We start from the raw sequence: 21678 nt of genomic DNA, 5'->3' as shown, positions 1-21678 counted from the left end.
AATATTCAGGAGGAGAGGTATGATAAAAGTTTTTTTGGTTGAGGATGAAATTGTAATCCGAGAAGGATTACAGCGTATGATACCATGGGGGGAATATGGGTTTGAACTGGTAGGAGAAGCAGGAGATGGGGAAATTGCACTGCCGGTTATCCGGGAAAAAAAGCCGGATATCCTTATTACAGATATTAAGATGCCCTTTATGGACGGACTGGATTTGTGTAAAATCGTTAAGAAGGAATTACCGTCTACCAAAATCATTATTGTAAGTGGTTATGATGATTTTGATTATGCCCAGCAGGCGATTTCTCTGGGGGTGGAAAGTTATCTGTTAAAGCCTATCAGTAAGCTTAAGTTTATTGAAGTCCTTCAGGAAATCAGAACAAAGTGTGAAAATGAGAATCTGAAAAGAACCTATTATAACAAGTTCAAAAATGAAATCCAGGAATACGAACAGCTTTCCAGAAGGGATTTTTTTGATACGCTAGTCTCTGGTCAGGTGAATCTTCGTACTCTATATGAAAAAGCAGAAAAGCTTCAACTTGACATAACGGCACAGGCTTATAATATTGTACTGTTTTCCATGAATTCCATTGGTAAGGATAATGTTATACAAGATGGCTATACCCAGGAAACGGCCTGGCTGCAGAATCATCTGGATCAGTTGTTTTCGCAGAGAAAGGAATATCTTTTGTTCCGTAATCAGATATTCAGCTATGCAGTCCTGATAAAGGGAGAAAAGAACAGGATACATGCCTTGACGCTAGAATGTGCAGAGACACTAAAAACCTTCTTTCATGAGGGCGGAGATCAGATTGAATGGTTCATCTGTGATGGTACCGTGGTGGAACGGCTTAGCATGCTTTCAGAAAGCTATCAGGAGGCTATGCATAAGTTTGCAGCCCGTTATCTAAGTAAATACCGGAGGGGAGTATACTCTGCGGACACACCGGAGACAGATATAGCAGGTGATGAAATGAAGCTTAAGAATATTGATACCAATATGCTAAATCCTGAAATAATACATAATTTCTTAAGCAAAGCCCTGCCAGACGAGGTAAATGATTTTGCAAAAAATTATTTAAATATGATTGGGGAAGAAGCATTAAAGTCCAAAATCTTCCGTCAATATATATTGCTTAATGTACATTTTAGCACAGTCTCTTTTATACAGAAGTTAGGTTATGATAAAAGTGAGCTGGACCAGTTCCTTGCAGGTATTGTAACAGATCCGTCAGCCACCTCTGATTATGGAGAGAATCAGATTAAAAAGATTCTAAAAAAAGGAATACAGGTAAGAGATGAAAGTACCAAGGGGCGTTACAAAAGTGTACTTGAGTCAGCGATTACCTTTATTGAAAAAAATTATACGGATGATTCCATATCCCTTAATAAGGTAGCCTGTGCGGCCAATGTCAGTGCCAATCATTTCAGTGCCTTATTCAGTCAGGAGATGAAAAAGACCTTTATTGAATATCTTACGGAACTGAGAATGGATAAGGCAAAGCAGTTGCTTCGGTGTACGGATAAAAGGTCTGGTGAAATCGCCATGGAGGTAGGGTATAAGGATTCCCATTATTTTAGTTTTCTGTTTAAAAAAACCCAGGGTATAACTCCAAGTGATTATCGAAGTAAAAAGGGAGGGGTATTATGTGCAGGCGAAGTTTTGGTGAACCGGACATAAGTCTTAACCGGAAATTAAGACTCATTACCATGAATATGCTGCTACCGCTGCTGTTCTGGGTAGTATTAGTAGTACTGGTATTTGGGCTGTACGAGCTTAAATACTCAAAGATAACCCATAATGTTAACCTAAGCAGTAAATTCAATATGGATTTTAAAGAGACCATTGATTTAAAGATGTATTATTACTCCGTGGAAAGCAAACAGCAGACCACACTTCCGGTAGCTGATGTAGATGACGCCATCGCCCTTGCCAGTTCCCTTATAAAAAGCACCTATCGTAAGGAAAGCAAAAGAACACTTAAAAATATTCTGGATTATTGTGAAAATCTAAAAAATAAAATGTACATGATAGAACAAACCAGAGATTATGATAGCAGAATGGTCCAGCTGGATAATAATATCTATGTATTAACCAAGCTAATCCAGGGGAAGATGATTAATTATATCTACTATGAAGCGGGTTATATGGCGGATTTGGAACAAAAGATGAAAAATGATATACGCATTGTTGTGACCCTGGCCTTGTTATTTGTATTTGGAACAGTTATTTACCTGCTTTATTATGGGTTGAGATTCTCTAAAAGTGTCACGGTTCCCATCAGTAAATTGTGTAATAATGTAAACGCAGTCGGCAACGGTGAATTTGCAATTACCCTTACCCGTACAAAGTATAAAGAAATAGCACAGCTGGATACTGGAATTGAGCAGATGGCAGAACGTATTAAGCTGCTGCTAGACAGTGTGAAGGAGGAAGAAAAAATGCAGCACAAAATGCAGCTTAAACTACTCCAGGCACAAATCAATCCCCACTTTTTATATAATACCCTGGATACCATCGTATGGCTGGTGGAAGCGGGCAAGCATGGAGAAGCGGTTGTTATGTTAGGTAATTTATCCGTATTCTTCCGGACCATTCTGTCAAAAGGGCAGGATGTCATACCCCTGAGGGAAGAAGTAAAGCACACGAAAAGCTACCTGGATATCCAGCAGGTAAGATATCAGGATATTTTAGAGTTCACCCTTGACATACCGGAGAAATTCAGTGAAGTAAAGCTGCCAAAGTTAACCTTGCAGCCTCTGGCAGAAAATGCTTTATACCATGGAGTAAAGGAAAAAAGGGGAAAGAGCACCATTGCAATCACCTGTCGGGAGATAGGAGAGGATGATATCCTTCTTAGTGTCGCCGATAACGGAATCGGTATACGTCCAGAAAAGCTGGAAAGCTTAAAGCATGCCCTTGAAAATTCAGAAAAGGTAGGGTTTGGTCTTTCCGCGGTCCATGAGAGAATAAAGCTATATTTTGGAGAAGAATATGGTATTGATATTATGTCGGAATATGGAAGCGGAACTACGGTGAATATAAGAATACCTAAAAATTTTGAACCAAAATCATAAAATAATTACCAGAAATTTAGGAATCATAAATTATCCAACCTAATTCGTAAGATACTTCATGGAGGTTTTTATGGAAATATTTATAATTATAGTCAGCAATAATAATGGGTAATTATGAAACTATGAAGTACTGGAATATACCCGTCAGATAATACATATTTCTAACTTTTTTCTTCCTTCCGGGTAAGATTTAACTTGGAAATAGGATTTATTTTATGGTAGATCGGTACAATACTTGAGTTTCACAGTCCCTGCAGCTACAAAAATATAGAAGGAGGATTTTTTAATGAAAAAACGTATTTTAGCTTTGGTGATGACAGCTCTGATGGTGTTATCACTGGCAGCTTGCGGATCAAATACGAAGCAGACCAGTAATGATACCGCATCCACAAAGGGGGGCAAGGACGTAATAACCGTCGGCTTTTCACAGGTAGGCGCAGAATCCGATTGGCGTACTGCTAATACGGAGTCCATGAAATCAACGTTTAGTGAAGCAAATGGCTACGAGCTGATATTTGACGATGCACAGCAAAAGCAGGAAAATCAGATTGCGGCAATCCGTAACTTTATCCAGCAGGAAGTAGATTACATAGTACTTGCACCGGTTACGGAAACCGGCTGGGACACCGTATTAAAGGAAGCAAAGGATGCAGGTATTCCTGTAATTATTGTTGACCGTATGGTGGATGTATCCGATGACAGCTTATATACCGCCTGGGTAGGTTCAAACTTTGAACTAGAAGGCAAGAAATCCGCTGCGTGGCTGGATGCTTATTTAAAGGCAGCCGGAAAAGATAAGGATGAAGTTAATATTGTTGATATCCAGGGAACCATTGGTGCCTCTGCTCAGATTGGCCGTACCAAAGGACTAGAAGATGCGGTAGCAGCCCACAGTAACTGGAAGCTCCTTTCCAAAACCTCCGGAGAATTTACACAGGCAAAAGGTCAGGAAGTAATGGAATCCATGCTAAAACAGTTTGGTGATAAAATTGATGTGGTTTATTGCGAAAATGACAATGAAGCCTTTGGTGCCATTGATGCAATCGAAGCCGCAGGCTACAAAGTAGGCTTAGACGGGGATATGATTGTTATGTCCTTTGACTGCACCAAAGCAGGTTTGACCGATACCTTAAGCGGTAAGATTTCCCAAAATACGGAATGTAATCCTCTCCACGGACCAAGAGTGGAAGAAATTATTAAGTCTCTTGAAAGTGGTCAAACCGTTGATAAAAAGAAATATGTAGATGAAGTTATATTCTCCTTTGATGATTCGGTTAAATCACTTAGTATAGACGGAACAGATTATCCGGTTACGAAGCTTACACAGGAAATTCTTGATAAGAGAGCTTATTAATCGACTTATTTCAGCCTGAAAGCGTAACGGCGCGATATGGAAAATTCAGACGGATTAACTGTATCGCGCTATCTTTATAATGTTGTGGCCCATGGAAAGCAGGTGTATTAGATAGTATGGATGAGAGTATGGTATTATCAATGAAAGACATAAGTAAGACCTTCCCGGGGGTAAGAGCTCTATCCCATCTGGATTTTTATTTAAGAAAAGGAGAAATTCATGCCCTGATGGGAGAGAATGGTGCTGGAAAATCCACCCTGATTAAAGTTTTAACCGGTGTCTATGAGTTTGAAAGCGGAGAAATACATATTGAAGGAACCGAGAAAGCAATCATAAACCGTTCGCCTATGGAAGCTCAGGCTAATGGAATCAGTACTGTGTATCAGGAGATAAATCTATGTCCGAATCTGACGGTTGCGGAGAATTTATTTATTGGCAGAGAGCCAAAGAAATTTGGTCTGATTGATTGGAAAACCATGAAGCAAAAGTCAGAGGAAGTATTAAAAAACTTAAAGATTGAAGTAAGTCCCACTAAGATGTTAGAAGAGTGCTCCCTGGCAATCCAGCAGATGATTGCAATAGCCCGGGCAGTGGATATGAAGTGTAAAGTGTTGATTTTGGATGAGCCGACCTCATCCCTTGATGAAGAGGAAGTGGAAAAATTATTTGGTCTCATGAGGCGTTTACGGAGTGAAGGCGTTGGCATAATTTTTGTTACACATTTTTTGGAACAGGTCTATGCAGTCAGTGACCGGATTACGGTACTTCGAAACGGAGAACTGGTGGGGGAATATGAAACCGATAAACTGCCCCGCATACAATTAGTAGCGAAAATGATGGGTAAAGATTTTGATGACCTTGCAGATATTAAGAAGGAACATGTGGAGCAGGAATATAAAGGCACTCCCCTTATCGAAGCAAAAGGCTTGGGACATCAGGGAACCATTAAGCCTTTTGATCTTGTAATCAGAAAAGGAGAAGTTATTGGTCTTACCGGATTATTAGGTTCTGGAAGGTCAGAACTGGTCCGTACCATTTACGGAGCGGATAAGGCTGACAGCGGAGTCCTTAAGATAGACGGTAAAGAGGTTAAAATAAACACTCCCCTAGAAGCCATGAAGCATGGCATGGGGTATCTGCCGGAGGACAGAAAGCGGGATGGTATTATAGCAGAGCTTTCCGTAAAGGAAAATATTATTCTGGCGATGCAGGCAAAACGGGGGATGCTAAAACCCATGAGCAGAAAAGAGATGGAAGAGGCAGCGGATCAGTTCATTGATTTATTAAGCATTAAGACTTCTAGCCGGGAAACTCCGGTAAAGAGTTTATCCGGCGGCAATCAGCAGAAGGTTATAATCGGAAGATGGCTCTTAACCAATCCGGACTATTTAATCCTGGATGAACCCACAAGAGGTATTGATATCGGCACTAAGACAGAAATCCAAAAGTTGGTCCTAAAGCTTTCAGGTGAAGGAAAAACAGTTACTTTTATCTCATCAGAAATTGAAGAGATGCTAAGAACCTGTTCCCGGATGATCGTTTTAAGAGACGGAAAAAAAGTCGGTGAAATAAATGCAGATAAACTGACACAGGAAACAATCATGAAGACAATAGCCGGAGGTGAAAGAGCCGATGAATAAAAAGTCTGAGAAAAAATTTAATTTTAAGAAATTAATCGAACACCGCTTATTTCTGCCAATTGTATGTCTTGTTATTGTTTTATTGATTAATGTTATAAAGACCCCGAATTTCTTTGAAATCTCCATAAAGAATAATGTACTTTACGGTTACTTGGTGGATATATTAAACCGCGGTTCGGAGCTGGTAATTTTAGCAATCGGCATGACTTTAGTTACTGCTGCTTCCGGTGGTCAGGATATCAGCGTAGGTGCGGTAATGGCAGTAGCCGGAGCCGTATGCTGTGAGATTTTATCCGGAGGACGGGTGTCAACGGATACCTTTCAGAATCCACTTATCATAGGGATTTTTGCAGCACTGTTGGCCTCTGCCCTATGTGGGGCATTTAACGGTTTTTTAGTTGCAAAACTTAATATCCAGCCAATGGTTGCGACATTGATTCTATTTACCGCCGGCAGGGGAATCGCACAGCTTATTACAAAGGGACAGATTACTTATATCCGTGTGGAAAGCTATAAAGTCATGGGAGGGTATATCGGACCGGTTCCGACACCGATTTTTTTTGCAATAGCCATGGTTATTCTTGCCTCCCTGGTGCTTAAAAAGACTGCCCTTGGTTTATATATCGAAAGTGTGGGTATCAATGGTTCGGCTTCCAGACTGGTGGGGCTTAATTCCACCATGATTAAATTCCTGACCTATGTAATCTGCGGCCTGTTGGCAGGAGTGGCAGGCATTGTTAATTCCAGCAGGATTTATTCCGCAGATGCCAATAACATCGGCTTGTATATGGAGATGGATGCAATTCTCTCAGTTGCTCTTGGCGGCAATCTATTAGGCGGCGGTAAGTTCAGCCTGATGGGTTCGGTAATTGGAGCTTATACGATCCAGGCTTTAACCACCACCTTGTATGCGATGAATGTATCCTCAGACCAGCTTCCGGTTTATAAGGCTGTTGCAGTTATCATTATCGTTGTAATCCAAAGCCCTGTATTTAAAAAATATATGTCAGGTCTTACTTCTAAAAAAGCAGTGAAGGAAGGTGGGCATTGATATGGCAAACTATAGGAATAAGCTTAAATTAAACAGTAACTCCTTCCTGCTTATGATTACAATCGTACTGTTCTTAGTTATGTACGCAGCAGGAATGATAATTTTTAACGACAAAGGTTTTGCTAAGCCCCAGATGTTCCTCAATTTATTTATATCCAATGCCGGGCTTATTGTAATCGGCTGCGGTATGACTCTGGTTATGATTACCGGAGGTATTGATATTTCAGTAGGTTCCGTAACTGCCCTGGTCTGTATGTCGGCGGCGTATGGGATGGAGAAGCAGGGTTATAGTGCATATGCGGCTGTTGGAATCTCTCTATTAATCGGTTTGCTGTTCGGTCTGGTACAGGGTTATCTGGTCGCCTATTTAGAAATCCAGCCCTTTATCGTTACGTTAGCCGGTATGTTTTTTGGCAGGGGGCTTACAGCCGTAATCAGTACTGAAATGATATCTATCAAGAATGAGTTGTTTTTGAAATGGGCGAACTATAAGATTTATATGCCCTTTGGCTCCTTTAATAAAAAAGGGATTTATCAGCCAGCATACATATATCCCACCGTAATCATAGCGTTGCTGGTTGTTCTGATTATATCAATCGTGTTAAAATATTCGAAGTTCGGCCGTAAATTATATGCCATCGGCGGCAGCCAGCAGAGTGCCCTGATGATGGGACTTAATATACGGAGTACCAAACTAAAAGCATATATACTGGCCGGACTGATTGCAGGTCTTGGAGGTTTTTTGTTTAGTCTGAACAGCTGTGCAGGCTTTGTAGAACAGGCTAAGGGAATGGAGATGGATGCCATTGCCGCCGCAGTCATCGGCGGTACTTTATTAAGCGGCGGGGTGGGAACGGTGATTGGTACCTTATTTGGGGTATTAATTAAGGGAACGATTACCAGTCTTATTACGACCCAGGGAACCTTGTCAAGCTGGTGGGTAAGAATTACGTTGTCCTTGCTGCTATGTTTCTTTATTGTTTTGCAGTCTGTTATTATTTCCTCAAAGAAAAAGAAAAAATAGGGGAATTTATAGCGGAAACATATGAAATAACTGGAAATAAGGGTGAAATTATGTGTATTTAATCAATAAAAAGTATTGCAAGTTATGGGAATATGTAGTACAATATTCCTATATTTGGTAAGGGCAAACTTGTCGAAAGACAAGGACGCAAAGCTTAGGGTCTAAATCTGATTACAACAGATACGACAGCCGGTTGCACAAAGGTAATTTAGATTACTGTTTATATGCAATTTTAAGCTCTGTGTAGTTACACAGAGCTTTTTTAACATTATGAAGGCTTTTTTCACCGTCAGAATTGTTAAATGACGCAGGTTTTAGACGTCTGGTTGCATAAAACTTTCGCCTTGGCATACAGCGTTATATAGTTTGGCGCTCACCTTGTGGGCGTCGTTATTTATGCTGACGGAATGTTTTCAACATTTTATATTACATAGGATAAACAGTGATGAAAAAATATTAATGTGATTTAAAGAAGGTGAAAAACAGGTGAAAGTACGAACTATTTGTTGTATTTTTCACAAAGCTTATGCGTGCAAAATTGTCTCTGTCTTAATTATCAATATGTTACTGGTTCTGTTTTTTCCATTTAATACAGTGTATGCGAAAGATAAACTGCCGGAAGATACGTTTTTGTATTCTCAAGCCGTTTATTTTATTATATTTTGCATTGCTTTAATTATGATCTGCATCTTTAGCGTTGCTTTTATATTAAGGCTTAAGAACAGCAGTGAAAAGAAAATGAGAGAAGCATCACTTGAACTCAAACATATAACAAACAGCATTCATGCCGGGTTTGTTAATTTTGATTTAACACATAATTATGGGATTATCTATGCAAGCAACGGATACTATGATATTATAGGTTACAGCAAAGAAGAAATACAACAGCAATTTTGCAACAGTGTTTCAGCCTTGGTACTTGAGGAAGATTTGGACAAGTTTAGTGCCTTAAAAGCTGGCTTTGGCAATGGTGAATATATCCAAAAAGAAGTCAGGATGCTGACTAAGAGCGGCTGTATAATCTGGATTTTAATTAACGGCAACTATATAGAGGATAAAGACGGAAATCAGACTTTGTCTGCGGTACTGATTGATATAACGGAATCCAAGCAGATGCAGGAAAGGCTGTTGCTGGAAGAAGAACGGTACCGGGTGGCGGCAGAGATATCCAATGATATTTTATTTGAATATGAGATTAATAGTGATTTGATGACCTTTGCCGATAAATACAAGGAATTATACGGCAGAGTGCCTGTCATACCAAACTTTTCTGATATCAATTCTCATGCGGAAACCATGATTCATACGGAAGACATTGGTGTGTTTTCCGAGTATTGCAGAGCACTGCGAAGCGGCAAGGAAATGATTGAATCGGAATTCCGTATTAAGGATATTAAGAATGAATATGTTTGGTGCCATACCCGCGGCAAGACAATTTATGATGATAATAAACATGCGGCACGGGTAATTGGCAAAATCGTTAATATCGATCTGCATAAGAAGGAGCTGCAGACCCTGGAATTCAAAGCGAAACGGGACCCTTTAACGGGAGTATATAATAAAAGTACAACAAAGGATTTAATTGATCATTACATACAAAAACACAGTGATGCAAAGCATATCTTTATGATTGTGGATATCGATGATTTTAAAAGTATCAATGACCGGTACGGACATCTGCAGGGGGACAAGATTTTATCTTTTGTAATTAATCAGGTAAAGATGATTTTTACATCAGGTGAGATTGTAGGACGGATCGGCGGAGATGAGTTTGCCGTATTCATTGGTGATTTTAACAGCAAAGAAACGGTATTCATGAAAGCAGATTTACTGCGGCGCGCTTTGCGTTCTGTTTATCGGGAGGAAGATTATGAAATTTCTGTCTCTGGAAGTATTGGGGTTTCCATTTATCCAAGAGACGGAAAAAACTATAACCAGTTGCTAAATTGCGCGGACAAAGCCTTATATGCCGTAAAGGATCAGGGCAAGGATGGGTATAAGCTGTTTACTTAAAATCTTTTAAGGAAACAGCTTTTGTTATGCCTAATAACATAATATAGACCACACATACGAAAAAGATACAGCCTAGTATAACCGGAAGACCTCCCAGTTTCGGAGATATGTATTCATACAATCTGTAAAAAATATAACCGGACAGGGCTGCAATCAATCCCGGTTTTAACAATAAATCGGATGCTTCAAAAGGCGGTTTGGTTTTCCTTATGACGATAAAACCGTCAAAGGTAGTAATGACTAACTGGCTGATTAACAGGCTTATTAAATATCCGTTCATACCCTGTCTGGGTACCAGAAACAGGATTAAGAGTATGCGGACCGACAGACCGACTACAGAATTGGCAAAGGTTAGATGAGCCAATCCCAAACCATTGATTATGCTGCTTAAGGTTGTTGTTATGTAGAGAAAGGGACAAAGCCAGGCTAAGGTTGCAAGAAGGCTCCCGGCTAATTCATTGTGAAAAATCGTATTCCCCAATTCCTGTCCGAAGCTGACAAATATACCTGTACTTAAGATACCGATCAGCACACTGTATTTAATGGAAACAGCCGTGGTTTTTCGGATCATTTCTTCATTACGGGAGGACTGGGCTTCTGATATGGTAGGCAGTAATAAGACCGACAGGGAATTAGTAATAGCGGAAGGAAACATAATAAAGGGTATAGACATACCATTTAATATACCGTATATACTTAAGGCTTCGGAAGTGCTTAAACCGTATTTTTTCAGCATACTTGGAATCAGAATTGCTTCTACGCTGTGAAGGATACTGATTAACAGCCGGTTTGCCGTTAAAGGCAGCGTCATTTTAAATAATCTGCCGGTTATCGGTTCTTCCATTTGATAAGAGGAATTCCCGGTCGATTTTGCAAGTCTTTTAATTTCTCTGGGAGTACGGGAGCAATAAAGGGAAACAATATTATAAAGATTTGATGCAATTTCTCCTATTACAATGCCTAATACGGCCAATTCACTGGTTACCTTGATATTACCGCTGCCTGCATAGGAGGCAATTATGTATACAATTATTACACGTATGATCTGTTCCAAAAGCTGGGTTGCTGCAGGAACCCCGGCTTTTTTAAGTCCATAATAATAACCGTTAATACAAGCGGTGACTCCGCAGAAAGGAAAAGCAAAAGCAAGCATCTGCACCGAGGAAGCGCAGTCTGGTTCTTTCAAGATACTAACGGCAATAACTGCAGAATAGCGGTATACAAGCAGGGCTAACAAAAGGGCTGCACTCAGGGACATAAGAATACCAATCCTTAGTACCTTCGATATATTTTTGTAATGCTGCTTACCTAATTCATTGGCAACCAGTGTTGAAATAGCGGTCTGAATGCCAGAGGCAAATATGGTAAAACAAATCATGTAAATTGGAAATACCAGCTGGTATATGCCAAGGAGTTCGGCACCCATTACATTGGATAAAAATATACGATAGAAGAAACCAATAAAACGGGTGGCCAGACCGGCTAATGTTAACACCACCGTACCCTTGATTAAATTGCTTTTGTTTTTTGTCATAAATTACTCCAAACGCTTGATATTAGGACTTAATTAAATATATTCGGAGTCCATAAAACAATTCCAGAATCATGTTGACAAATTGAGAATGGAATGATAATATGTATCAATAAAGTGCACTGTTTTAGTAGGAAATGAAATAGTAGGAATTAAACACCCGAAATGGAAAAAAGAGAGGTGGTACAATGAAACTATCTACAAAAGGTAGATATGGTTTACGTGCGGTACTTGACCTGGCTATGAATGGCAAGAAGGAAGCGGTCGCGTTAAGCGGAATAGCAGAACGCCAGGATATCTCAATCAGTTATCTGGAACAATTAATCGCAAAATTAAAAAAAGCAGGTATAGTTAATAGTATCAGAGGAGCCCAGGGAGGATATATTCTGGCAAAGAAGCCGGAGGAAATATCCGTTGGAGATATATTAAGAGCGCTGGAAGGGGATTTAAACCCTGTAGATTGTGCTGAAATCCTTGGTAAAGGGACATCCTGTACCGGAGCTGATTTGTGTGTAACAAAATACGTCTGGATGCGTATTAGTGATAGTATAAATAATACGGTAGATACCATGCTTCTTTCTGAATTAATAGAAGAAAGCGAAAAAATTCGTATTGAACATGGGATTTTAGAAGCGGATAGCCGTAAAAAACCGACCTGCGGGCAATAGGAATATAAAAATAGGAGATGACTCAGATGGAAAAAAAGATATATTTAGATAATGCAGCTACAACAAAAACACGTCCGGCAGTTGTGGAAGCTATGCTCCCATATTTCACAGAGAGCTTTGGCAATCCCTCCAGTGTGTATGAACTGGCAACACAGAACAAAAAGGCAGTAGATGAAGCCAGAGGAATCATTGCTAAAGCACTTGGAGCAGAAATTTCCGATATCTATTTTACCGCAGGCGGAACAGAGTCTGATAATTGGGCTTTAAAAGCTACCGCAGAAGCTTATGCGTCAAAGGGTAATCATATCATTACCTCAAAGATCGAACATCATGCGGTTCTTCATACCTGTGAATATCTAGAAAAACATGGCTTTGAAGTTTCGTATATCGATGTAGATGAAAACGGCATTCTTAAATTGGAGGAATTGCAAAAAGCCATTCGTCCTACTACAATCTTAATCTCTGTGATGTTTGCCAATAATGAAATTGGAACCGTCCAGCCAATTAAGGAAATTGGTGAAATAGCAAAAGCCAATAATATATTATTCCATACCGATGCGGTTCAGGCATTTGGGCAGCTTGCTATGGATGTGAATGATTTAAAAATTGATATGTTAAGTGCCAGCGGACATAAATTAAATGGTCCCAAGGGCATTGGTTTTCTATATATCCGTAAAGGTTTGAAACTTAAATCCTTTATTCATGGCGGCGCTCAGGAAAGACACAGAAGAGCTGGTACCGAGAATGTTCCAGCTATTGTCGGGTTTGGAAAAGCTGTTGAAATCGCAATGGAAACCTTAAACGCCAGACAGGAAAAGGAAATTACATTAAGGGATAGACTGATAAAGAGAATATTAAGCGAGGTTCCTTATGTACGGTTAAACGGACATAAAACCAACCGTCTTCCCAATAATGCCAATTTCAGCTTCCAATTCATTGAAGGGGAATCCTTGCTGATTATGCTGGATATGCAGAATATATGCGCCTCCAGTGGTTCCGCATGTACCTCCGGTTCCTTAGATCCCTCCCATGTATTACTGGCAATTGGACTTCCTCACGAAATTGCACATGGTTCTCTTCGTCTGACTTTATGCGAAGACAATACAGAGGAAGAACTTGATTATGTAGTGGAAAAAATTAAGGAAATCGTAGATAAACTGCGTTCCATGTCACCATTATATGAAGATTTTATAAAGGGCAGTCAGAATTAATTCGGTGGATTTTATGTAAGGAATTTCGATATCAAAAGCAGAATGCAAGTAAAATAGTATCTGTGCGAAGTGCAATTTCATTAAGTATTATTAATTTGAAAAAACCTTATGTTATTGGAGTTCTAAACAAGAATTTATCGACTGATGGATTTTTATAACAGAGTTATTTCATATATATGATTATAAAGTATTTTATATATGATAATGTTAAGTAATTATTATGTGATAAGATTTGGTATTATATATTTTGGCTAGTTTAAAATTTAACAGAATAGAATTTTCATCCCTGTGGTGATGTTTAGTGATAAAGGAGGAATTAAAATGTACAGTGAGAAAGTTATGGATCATTTCAGTAACCCAAGAAATGTAGGCGAGATAGAAAATGCCAGTGGTGTCGGTACAGTAGGCAATGCAAAATGCGGTGATATCATGAGGATTTATTTAGACATTAATGACAATGGTATTATTCAGGATGTTAAGTTTAAAACCTTTGGCTGCGGTGCTGCCGTTGCTACTAGCAGTATGGCTACCGAACTTGTTAAAGGTAAAAACATTCAGGAAGCTTTAGAAGTAACCAATAAAGCGGTAATGGATGCTTTAGACGGACTTCCCGCCGTGAAAGTACACTGTTCCTTATTAGCAGAAGAAGCAATTCATGCTGCTCTTTGGGACTATGCTACCAAGAACAATATCGTTATTAACGGTTTGGAAAAGCCAAAGACCGATATCAGTGAAGGGGAAGAAGAAGAAATCTACTAGGAGGCATGTACTTGGAAAGAAAAAAAGTAGTGGTAGGCATGTCCGGAGGCGTGGATTCTTCCGTAGCTGCTTATTTACTTAAAAATGCCGGATATGATGTAATTGGGGTAACCATGCAGATATGGCAGGATGAAGACACGGCTGCCCAGGAAGAAAGCGGAGGCTGCTGCGGCTTAAGTGCAGTGGATGATGCCAGGCGGGTTGCCTATGCACTGGACATACCTTATTATGTTATGAACTTTAAGAATGAATTTAAGGATGCAGTTATTGATTATTTTGCTAAGGAGTATATAAAAGGAAATACACCGAATCCATGTATTGCCTGCAACCGTTATGTTAAATGGGAGTCCCTGCTAAAGCGGTCCCTGGATATCGGAGCTGATTATATAGCAACGGGTCATTACGCCAGAGTCATTCAGCTTGAAAACGGAAGATATACCTTAAAAAAGTCAGCTACTGACAGCAAAGATCAGACCTATGCATTATATAACTTAACCCAGGATCAATTAGCACATACCCTGATGCCGGTAGGGGAATATACCAAGGATGAAATCCGCAGTATGGCAGCTAATATAAATTTAAGAGTAGCCAATAAACCAGACAGCCAGGAAATCTGCTTTATTCCGGATAATGACTATGCCAAGTTTATCACAGAATACTCCGGCAATGAACCAAAAGAAGGGAACTATGTAACTTCAGATGGAAAAGTTATCGGAAAACATAAGGGCATTATCCATTATACCGTCGGACAACGAAAAGGCCTGAATCTTGCCATGGGGCATCCGGTCTTTGTACTTGCGATACGACCGGAAACCAATGAGGTGGTAATTGGAAACGGTGATGAAGTTTATAGCAATACTCTTTATGCAGATAATCTGAATTTCATGTCAATAAATGACTTAGAAGGCGAGATGGAAGTAACAGCTAAAATCCGTTACAGCCATAAGGGTTCTAAGTGTGTTATCCGCAAAGTTGATATGGATAAAATCGAATGTATCTTTAAAGAACCCCAAAGAGCAGTTACGCCTGGACAGGCAGTTGTTTTTTATGATGGAGATTACGTAGTGGGCGGCGGAACAATTCTTAGGGTATAATAGCCAGGAAGAATAAATCATTAATCCTTTTATAAAGTGAAAATAACTATAAGGCGATGTAACAAATATCGTTATGAAGCCTCCTCCCATTTGATGTACTTATACTAAGTAAATCAGATGGGAGGTTTTTTACGTGAAATTTACGTAAGAAGAGATAGCAACATTTCACGAAAGTTGGCTGTTACTCGACAGTTTCTATGGATTTTACGATGCTCATACGTGCAATCCTTTTAAGAGGGATACACGTTGCTATCAAACATGCCAGGATGGAAATAAGGGCTGCTTCTAAAATTGGCACAATAGGTATTGCTACCAGTCCAAGCTTATCCGTAGTAGCAGCCATAACAAAAACTGTGCAGATGTAACCTGTTCCCGCACCGATGACAGCAGCAATGATGCCGTAATAGGCTCCCTCCCACAAGAATGTCTTATAGAGGCTCTCAGCGCTCATCCCGATTGCCCGTTGAATACCTATTTCAGTAATGCGGGTATGAATGTTTGTGTAAACCGTATTGATGATGTTTAGAACACCGATCAAGCCAATAAATAATATGAGACCCCATGCAAGCAGTTTGATTTGCTGATAGCTTTCTTTCAACTGCTGGTCGGTATTTTTATAGGAAAGCCAATGACCACCTGCCGGTGTGCATATCTGGTCAAGTTCTGCTTCGATAGTTTCCCGGTCAGCGTCAGCTGTTAATGTTGGATAAAGCTCAGAATAGGTGTCTTTGCCAGTCAGCTGATCGTAAATAGTATCAAATACTATTATTTGAACTCCATTTACGAAGCCTTCGTTTTCAAGGGTAATCGCATTATTACAGAGGTCGATTACATTTAACTCAATATTTGAAACAGAAATTGTGTCACCTGCTGAAAGAGAGGTAGCTTCTATTGCTTTGTCTCCATAGGTCATCACATAAGGATTTTTGATAAGACAAGCTTTTCCATCTTTCATTTCTTGAATTTGCTGATTTGTAATTGCTGGGACAAGGATTTTCATGCGTTCTTCATCTACACCAACGATATGGAGTGCTTCGCTGGGCTGCAGTGTAATAGAGGTGTCTATTCCCAAATTTCCATTGTTGTCTTGCATATAAAGACTGTATTTTAATGTGGACACGGTGGAAATACCTTTTTGTGTTTTCAGTGCGGCTACCGTTGCAGGAGAAAAACCTATAGTTTCACTGGTAATAGAATAATCACCTAAATGCATTTTCTGTACGCTGCTTGCGGTATCAAGTAAGCCAGAAAAACTTTGCAGCGTTACAAAAACCGTAATACTCATAACCAAAGAAAGTATGGTGATTGCTGTTCGTCCAGTATTACGCTTCATGTTCATTTTAGCATAAAAGGCTTCAATGTGCCGGATGTTGCCGGTTATACGGTTTCGGCGCGTTACCTTAACCATAGTGTCTGACATTGCAAGCGTCGGGGAAACCTTTGCGGCATAAAGAGCAGCTGGCATGGCAGCCATAAACGCAAAAAGTAAAGTGATTGCTGCACTAACTGTGAGGGGAAAAAGTTTCCCCCCGCCACTTCCTGTAATTAGAGTTGCAAGTTCTTTTTGTGAGCTTGCCAAAAAGGTGTTCGGGGATAATACACTAGTGGCAGCTATGGTGATACCTTTTGAGGATAGAACACCAAACACAGCTCCCATGGGAATACCAATACCACAGAGAATAGCAAGCTGTATGGCGACAAGTGTGCAGAGCGTTCCTCTTTCTGCACCAATGGCCCGTAATATACCGTATTCCTTAATACGTTTTGCAACAGAAATTTTCAAGATGTTATAGATAACAAGTCCAGCAGCAAAGAGTGCCAAGGCACCAGTTAAGATGCCTGCAACTATCATAAATGATACCCCCGAAGCACTGTCTGTAGCTTCATCCTCCTTGGCATAATCTATCCCTAATGCTGTTAAAAGAGTATCATTATACTGAATACAGTATTCAGGGATGAGAATTGTGCTTGCTAAATCGTTGACTATTCGCTGAAAATTACTTTTATTATGCAAACGAATATCCGTAGAAAAAAGCTGATACTTTGTTGGTAAAAGTTCTTTTGCGGTTCCTTGCCCGGCAATACCACTGACAGTGCCGGATACATAGCCCAAATAGTTGCTTTTTAAAATGCCGGTCAAAATAAAATCAGCAGTATACTCATATGGTACTTCATCGTCATGCTGTAGAGAAATTTCAATCGGTAGTGTAACAGTATCCCCCAATCCACCTGAAAATCCAATTAAATCAAGAACATCTTGCGGCAGAGCTATTTCCTTGGATCGTGTTGGAAAACGACCACGATTAAGCTGCAAGGAAGAATATGCCGATAAAGCGTCGCCTTCGTATTCTCTTAATAAGAGTGAAAGACCACTATTCTCTATTTTCCAGGTGCCAAGGGTAATAATGGTGCCTGCAAAGGATACACGATCATCTGCGGCAACCGCTTCTGATTGCTCTTTTGTGAGCTGATGAAAAGTTACATATCGATTGCCGTTTAAGGAAGCCGCCTGCTGCTCACGCATGGCGGTAAGGATTCCAATGGATTGGCCAACCACTGTAGTCATCATGGTGGAAAGGAGTATGGCAATTAAGATAAGAACAGAAGTCACCTTTTGTGCCCATAGTTCTTTAAATGCAAGAGATTGATAGCGTTTCATTTTGCCGTCACCTCCGAAAGAACACCGTCTGCAATCACAAACTGGCGGTCTGCCATATGTGCAATGCGGCTGTCGTGTGTGATGAGGATAAGCGTTTTGCCCAGCTTGTGCCAAATATCATGGAGCAGTCCCATGACTTCGCCACCACTTTTGCTGTCAAGATTACCTGTTGGCTCGTCAGCAAAGATAATATCAGGCTTTGCTATTAAAGCACGGGCAATAGCAACACGCTGTTGCTGACCGCCGGAAAGCTCGCTGGGTAGATGGCTTAACCGCCCATCAATTTCAAGCAGTTCCGTAATCTGCTTGAAATAAGCTTGATCCGGTTGCTTTTTGTCGAGCAGCAGAGGCATAATGATATTTTCTTTTGCTGTCAACACCGGTAAAAGATTGAACTGTTGGAAAATAAAACCGATTTTCTGGCGTCTGAAAGCCGAAAGTTCTCTGTCATTGGTGTGGTAAATATCTTTGCCGTCATAGGTGACACTGCCGGTTGTCGGTTGATCTAAACCGCTTAACAGATGTAGTAAGGTGCTTTTTCCGCTTCCGGACGGTCCCATGATAGAAAGACAATCGCCGGATGCAATTCCTAAATTCACCTTATCTAATGCTATAACTTTACTTTCGCCGCTGCCATAAACTTTTGACAGGTTTTTTACTTCAATATTCATAAAAAAACACTCTCCTTATTTTTAATATAAGGAGAGTGTAATACATAAATCTCAAAAATCCCTCAAGGTTTTGAGATTGAAAAGGTGGCTGTTGCGATAGCACCTTTTTCAGTATTTTTCAACGTAAGTAGACCACTGTGTTTTTCACAGAGCAGGCGGCACACATATAGACCCATGCCGAAATGCTCCGTCTGTTCCAAAGTATCTTCATCACGCAAAAATGGTTCTGCACCTTTACTCAATACCTTTTGTGAAAAACCGGGACCATCATCCGTCACAGATACAATCAGCTGATCATGTTCGCAGGTTAAGTCGACCCGTATCAGTTTATCCGCATAACGCATTGCGTTGGATACTAAATTTTCAACAACATTATACACAGTGTCTTTGCTTATCCAAACACGTTTCTTCGCGGCACTGTTATGAAACTCAATAGCAAAACCAGCACTTTTACCCAAGATAGAAATACTTTCACATAGTTCCAAGGAAAAGACGTCCCATTCTAAGGGTATGGGGTTACATCGGATTTCCTCAAGCTTTTGTGCGCCTGTCATTGCCTCCACATAAGTTTCAATGCGTCGTACATATTGCCCGATCAAAGAAACGGTATCACGTTCTCTTGCTGCTGTCAGATTACCATTTTCAAGACCCATCTGTAGTATTTGTGCTGAGCCTTTTAGAACAGTGACCGGGTTGCGCAAATCGTGAGCAAAAGCAGCGTTCAATCGTTTCCGTTCTTCCATCTGCCGCCACAACTCCCGATTATTGCGTAGAAGTTCAAGGCGCATAGATTCAAAGGCAGTACAGAGGTTACCGAGTTCGTCATTGGATTCAGCAGTTATTGTAAAGTCCAGATTGTTTTGTATAATACGTTCTGCGCTACTTTGCAAAATGGCAAGCGGACTTTTTAATTTGATACGATAAAAAACAACAGCCGCAAGAAAGAGTGAAAGTATTACAAATAGAACCGGTAATACCATTTGCAATACAGTAAGGACTATTATGCGCCAATCACCCCCCGTTTGTTCCGCATACTGTGCTTCATAGCGGTCCAAATTCTTTCCGATCTCTATAGAAACATAATTAGGCTTTTCAATCGTATTGACAAGTACGGCACATGCCCAAAACAAAAATATACTTAGTAAAAGCGCAGCCAGCAGAAATAACAGCGAGATGGTGAAAAAGGATTTTTTTAGGCTCATTGCTTTTAGCCGTTCCATTTATAGCCCACCCCCCAAACTGTTTCAATGTAGTTATGCAAGGAATAGGTGGCAAACTTGGCACGGATTTTTCTGACATGCTCCATGATGGTATCACTGTTTCCGTCACCCTCTAATCCCCAAACCTGTTCATAAATCCGTTCCCTGTCGAAAACCTGTCCGGTATTCATGGAAAGAAGCTCCAATATATCAAATTCTTTTTTGGAAAGCGTCACTGGATTTTGACTGATTGTGATTTCACGTTTGGAGTAATCCACCGACATTTCACCAAAAAAGCGTAGAGTGGATTGATTCTGTTTTCTTGCCTCACGGCGCAAATGGGCTTTTACCCGCGCACCTAATTCATCCAAGTCAAAGGGCTTTACAATATAGTCATCGGCCCCCACACTAAAGCCTTTGATTTTATCGCTTGTTTCAATCCGAGCTGTAAGAAAAAGGATAGGACAAGTAATATGTGCGCGGATATGTTGACAGATTGTGAGACCATCCATTCCCGGCATATTTATATCCAACAAAATTATATCTGGCTGACAAGCAATCTTATCTAAGGCTTCCTTGCCGTCGTAAGCAACATACACCTGATAGTTCGCCATTTCAAAGTAATTTTTCATCATGGAGATGATACCTTTTTCATCGTCAACCAATAAGATTTTTTTGTTCACGGTTCCAACCACCTTTCATAAGTTTCCTTTTATCATTACATACAAATCTCAAGATTTTCTCAACTTTTTTTATTTGATGGTTGCTTTTTTAAATCTGCCGTCCTTTTATCACAAACTTATATTATCTAAAATCAAAATTCTATCTCGCTAAAGTTTCATAAACAGGCTTTTTGTTTTCGAAGGTTACATAATATTTAAAACCAAGGGAACGTAAAAGCTCCTCTGCTTTGGGAAAATCATAACCTAAATGTTCCGGTTTATGCCCGTCTGAACCGATGGTAAGTATTTCACCGCCTAATTCTTTATATCTTTTTAATACATCCGTTTGGGGATGGGCGTAGCCAAGACCGTATTTATAACCGGCGGTATTTACTTCAATTCCTAAACCGTGACTGATTATGGTTTTCAGCATTTCATCAATAATACCGGCGTATTTTTCGTAGGTATAGGATGTGTTTTTCTCCGGTGCATAGCGGACTACATAATCCAGATGACCATACACCTGGTATTCAGAGAAAGCGTTCACGTTGTCGATAATACTTTGAAAATAAAGTTCCATAGCTTCTTCGGTGGTTTTGCCAGCCCAGAACTCGGGATAATAGGGGTCAATTCCATTCACCAGGTGGGAGGAACCGATAGCAAAATCAAAATCATACTGAGCTAAAAGTGCCTGATATCTGGGTGCCAGATAGGGCTGTAAGCCTAATTCGATACCTTTTAAAATCTTGATTTTTGTTTTATATAGGTCTGTAATTCGTTCCAGTTCTCTAAAATATTCTTCAGGATCAAATAGAAAAGTTAAATAGCCTTCCGGAAAATCATAATCCATATGGTCTGTAAAACAAATTTTGTTCATCCCAAGGGATATGGCTTTTTCAACCATATCTTCCATCGGTGCAGTTGAATCACTGGAAAAGCGGGAATGAACGTGGTAATCCGCTATAATCATAGATGCCTCCTTACATACAAGGACCTTATTGTGCAAATACCTCCCATGGAAATATAACTAATAAACATTTGCCTTGTAATAATATAACATTTAA

General features: G+C 40.0%; 17 protein-coding genes and 1 riboswitch. Of the genes, 11 read left to right on the top strand and 6 right to left on the bottom strand.

The window, feature by feature from the left end; translation table 11 throughout:
- Positions 1-19 precede the first annotated feature (19 nt).
- The 7 genes from QA584_RS15635 (at position 20) to QA584_RS15605 (ending at position 10160) form a co-directional block, all read left to right on the top strand.
- On the top strand, positions 20-1681 hold the full coding sequence (locus tag QA584_RS15635) for a response regulator (protein ID WP_278269984.1): 1662 nt from the start codon (positions 20-22) through the stop codon (positions 1679-1681).
- Entirely contained in the window at positions 1648-3078 is a 1431-nt protein-coding gene (locus tag QA584_RS15630) for a sensor histidine kinase (protein WP_278269983.1), read from the top strand. The genes QA584_RS15635 and QA584_RS15630 overlap by 34 nt, the downstream gene beginning before the upstream one ends.
- 286 nt (positions 3079-3364) lie before the next feature.
- Positions 3365-4432, top strand: coding sequence for an ABC transporter substrate-binding protein (locus tag QA584_RS15625; protein ID WP_278269982.1), 1068 nt, complete (start codon positions 3365-3367; stop codon positions 4430-4432).
- A 116-nt stretch (positions 4433-4548) separates the two neighbouring features.
- Positions 4549-6072, top strand: coding sequence for a sugar ABC transporter ATP-binding protein (locus QA584_RS15620; RefSeq protein WP_278269981.1), 1524 nt, complete (start codon positions 4549-4551; stop codon positions 6070-6072).
- On the top strand, positions 6065-7123 hold the full coding sequence (locus QA584_RS15615; RefSeq protein WP_278269980.1) for an ABC transporter permease: 1059 nt from the start codon (positions 6065-6067) through the stop codon (positions 7121-7123). The genes QA584_RS15620 and QA584_RS15615 overlap by 8 nt, the downstream gene beginning before the upstream one ends.
- A 1-nt stretch (position 7124) precedes the next feature.
- Positions 7125-8147 carry an ABC transporter permease subunit gene (locus tag QA584_RS15610; protein WP_278269979.1) on the top strand — a complete coding sequence of 341 codons (1023 nt, stop codon included), beginning with the start codon at positions 7125-7127 and terminating at the stop codon, positions 8145-8147.
- 112 nt (positions 8148-8259) lie between these two features.
- A riboswitch (cyclic di-GMP riboswitch) is annotated at positions 8260-8348 on the top strand.
- A 285-nt stretch (positions 8349-8633) separates the two neighbouring features.
- Positions 8634-10160, top strand: a complete 1527-nt coding sequence (locus QA584_RS15605; protein WP_278269978.1) for a sensor domain-containing diguanylate cyclase — start codon at positions 8634-8636, stop codon at positions 10158-10160.
- On the opposite strand, the gene QA584_RS15600 is transcribed toward QA584_RS15605, so the two are convergent.
- Positions 10153-11694, bottom strand: coding sequence for a putative polysaccharide biosynthesis protein (locus QA584_RS15600; RefSeq protein WP_278269977.1), 1542 nt, complete (start codon positions 11692-11694; stop codon positions 10153-10155). The two genes, QA584_RS15605 and QA584_RS15600, sit on opposite strands and share 8 nt — an antisense overlap.
- A gap of 185 nt (positions 11695-11879) precedes the next feature.
- On the opposite strand from QA584_RS15600, the gene QA584_RS15595 reads away from it, so the two are divergent.
- The 4 genes from QA584_RS15595 to mnmA all read left to right on the top strand — a co-directional run bounded on the left by QA584_RS15595 (position 11880) and on the right by mnmA (position 15423).
- Positions 11880-12359: an RrF2 family transcriptional regulator gene (locus tag QA584_RS15595; protein ID WP_278269976.1), complete on the top strand. Its 480-nt coding sequence runs from the start codon at positions 11880-11882 to the stop codon at positions 12357-12359.
- Between the two features lie 26 nt (positions 12360-12385).
- The gene (nifS, locus tag QA584_RS15590; protein ID WP_278269975.1) at positions 12386-13570 is read left to right on the top strand and encodes a cysteine desulfurase NifS; all 1185 of its coding nucleotides are present in this window, start codon (positions 12386-12388) and stop codon (positions 13568-13570) included.
- Between the two features lie 321 nt (positions 13571-13891).
- Positions 13892-14329: a Fe-S cluster assembly scaffold protein NifU gene (gene nifU, locus QA584_RS15585; RefSeq protein ID WP_278269974.1), complete on the top strand. Its 438-nt coding sequence runs from the start codon at positions 13892-13894 to the stop codon at positions 14327-14329.
- Positions 14330-14367: 38 nt separating this feature from the next.
- On the top strand, positions 14368-15423 hold the full coding sequence (gene mnmA, locus QA584_RS15580; protein ID WP_278275188.1) for a tRNA 2-thiouridine(34) synthase MnmA: 1056 nt from the start codon (positions 14368-14370) through the stop codon (positions 15421-15423).
- A 181-nt stretch (positions 15424-15604) separates the two neighbouring features.
- Here the strand turns inward: mnmA and QA584_RS15575 are convergent, their stop codons facing one another.
- The 5 genes from QA584_RS15575 to QA584_RS15555 all read right to left on the bottom strand — a co-directional run bounded on the left by QA584_RS15575 (position 15605) and on the right by QA584_RS15555 (position 21584).
- Positions 15605-18082 (bottom strand): ABC transporter permease, encoded by a 2478-nt coding sequence (locus tag QA584_RS15575; protein WP_278269973.1) that lies wholly within the window; start codon positions 18080-18082, stop codon positions 15605-15607.
- On the bottom strand, positions 18079-18753 hold the full coding sequence (locus QA584_RS15570; protein ID WP_278269972.1) for an ABC transporter ATP-binding protein: 675 nt from the start codon (positions 18751-18753) through the stop codon (positions 18079-18081). The genes QA584_RS15575 and QA584_RS15570 overlap by 4 nt, the downstream gene beginning before the upstream one ends.
- 62 nt (positions 18754-18815) lie before the next feature.
- Positions 18816-19973 (bottom strand): HAMP domain-containing sensor histidine kinase, encoded by a 1158-nt coding sequence (locus QA584_RS15565; protein ID WP_278269971.1) that lies wholly within the window; start codon positions 19971-19973, stop codon positions 18816-18818.
- On the bottom strand, positions 19961-20635 hold the full coding sequence (locus tag QA584_RS15560) for a response regulator transcription factor (RefSeq protein WP_278269970.1): 675 nt from the start codon (positions 20633-20635) through the stop codon (positions 19961-19963). The genes QA584_RS15565 and QA584_RS15560 overlap by 13 nt, the downstream gene beginning before the upstream one ends.
- A gap of 139 nt (positions 20636-20774) precedes the next feature.
- Positions 20775-21584 (bottom strand): histidinol-phosphatase HisJ family protein, encoded by an 810-nt coding sequence (locus QA584_RS15555; RefSeq protein ID WP_278269969.1) that lies wholly within the window; start codon positions 21582-21584, stop codon positions 20775-20777.
- Between the last annotated feature and the right edge of the window lie 94 nt (positions 21585-21678).

It is taken from the genome of Anaerocolumna sp. AGMB13025 (assembly GCF_029689925.1).
In the GTDB taxonomy this organism is placed as follows: domain Bacteria; phylum Bacillota; class Clostridia; order Lachnospirales; family Lachnospiraceae; genus Anaerocolumna.
This window is presented reverse-complemented; position numbering and strand designations above follow the sequence as displayed.

What these genes read in the sequence shown, in the direction of transcription:
- QA584_RS15635 (WP_278269984.1), top strand. Translation starts at nt 20, where the DNA reads ATGATAAAAGTTTTTTTGGTTGAGGATGAAATTGTAATCCGAGAAGGA.
- QA584_RS15630 (WP_278269983.1), top strand. Translation starts at nt 1,648, where the DNA reads ATGTGCAGGCGAAGTTTTGGTGAACCGGACATAAGTCTTAACCGGAAA.
- QA584_RS15625 (WP_278269982.1), top strand. Translation starts at nt 3,365, where the DNA reads ATGAAAAAACGTATTTTAGCTTTGGTGATGACAGCTCTGATGGTGTTA.
- QA584_RS15620 (WP_278269981.1), top strand. Translation starts at nt 4,549, where the DNA reads ATGGATGAGAGTATGGTATTATCAATGAAAGACATAAGTAAGACCTTC.
- QA584_RS15615 (WP_278269980.1), top strand. Translation starts at nt 6,065, where the DNA reads ATGAATAAAAAGTCTGAGAAAAAATTTAATTTTAAGAAATTAATCGAA.
- QA584_RS15610 (WP_278269979.1), top strand. Translation starts at nt 7,125, where the DNA reads ATGGCAAACTATAGGAATAAGCTTAAATTAAACAGTAACTCCTTCCTG.
- QA584_RS15600 (WP_278269977.1), bottom strand. Translation starts at nt 11,694, where the DNA reads ATGACAAAAAACAAAAGCAATTTAATCAAGGGTACGGTGGTGTTAACA.
- QA584_RS15595 (WP_278269976.1), top strand. Translation starts at nt 11,880, where the DNA reads ATGAAACTATCTACAAAAGGTAGATATGGTTTACGTGCGGTACTTGAC.
- nifS (WP_278269975.1), top strand. Translation starts at nt 12,386, where the DNA reads ATGGAAAAAAAGATATATTTAGATAATGCAGCTACAACAAAAACACGT.
- nifU (WP_278269974.1), top strand. Translation starts at nt 13,892, where the DNA reads ATGTACAGTGAGAAAGTTATGGATCATTTCAGTAACCCAAGAAATGTA.
- mnmA (WP_278275188.1), top strand. Translation starts at nt 14,368, where the DNA reads ATGTCCGGAGGCGTGGATTCTTCCGTAGCTGCTTATTTACTTAAAAAT.
- QA584_RS15575 (WP_278269973.1), bottom strand. Translation starts at nt 18,082, where the DNA reads ATGAAACGCTATCAATCTCTTGCATTTAAAGAACTATGGGCACAAAAG.
- QA584_RS15570 (WP_278269972.1), bottom strand. Translation starts at nt 18,753, where the DNA reads ATGAATATTGAAGTAAAAAACCTGTCAAAAGTTTATGGCAGCGGCGAA.
- QA584_RS15565 (WP_278269971.1), bottom strand. Translation starts at nt 19,973, where the DNA reads ATGGAACGGCTAAAAGCAATGAGCCTAAAAAAATCCTTTTTCACCATC.
- QA584_RS15555 (WP_278269969.1), bottom strand. Translation starts at nt 21,584, where the DNA reads ATGATTATAGCGGATTACCACGTTCATTCCCGCTTTTCCAGTGATTCA.